Annotated in this window: 1 protein-coding gene; it reads right to left on the bottom strand. The window is 50.2% G+C overall.

Features of this window, described 5'->3' with window-relative positions; translation table 11 throughout:
- On the bottom strand, positions 1 to 255 hold a 255-nt coding region (locus JW499_RS22185; protein ID WP_205212567.1), incomplete at both ends, for a transposase.

Here is a 255-nt window from a genome sequence, read left to right as displayed (position 1 = left end):
TCAGGCCTTTGTTGCTTTCCAGATTACCGAACACCGGCTCTACCGTACCTAAACGTTGACTATAGATATGGCGTCCCATCGGACTGTCGATCTTCTCTTTCATCCGATCCATATAGCTGACTTCCGGTGTGTTCGCTTTTGGATAAAAACTCACCTGACGCCCTTCCTGCTGGTTCGGTGTCCTCAGGCATTGTCCTTTCAGAGGGCAAACACGGCACTGTTTGCGATAGCCCTGGAAACGAATCACATCACGAC

The organism is Amphritea pacifica (assembly GCF_016924145.1).
In the GTDB taxonomy this organism is placed as follows: domain Bacteria; phylum Pseudomonadota; class Gammaproteobacteria; order Pseudomonadales; family Balneatricaceae; genus Amphritea; species Amphritea pacifica.
The sequence above is the reverse complement of the archived record's forward strand: the minus strand, read 5'-3'. Positions and strand labels throughout refer to the sequence as shown.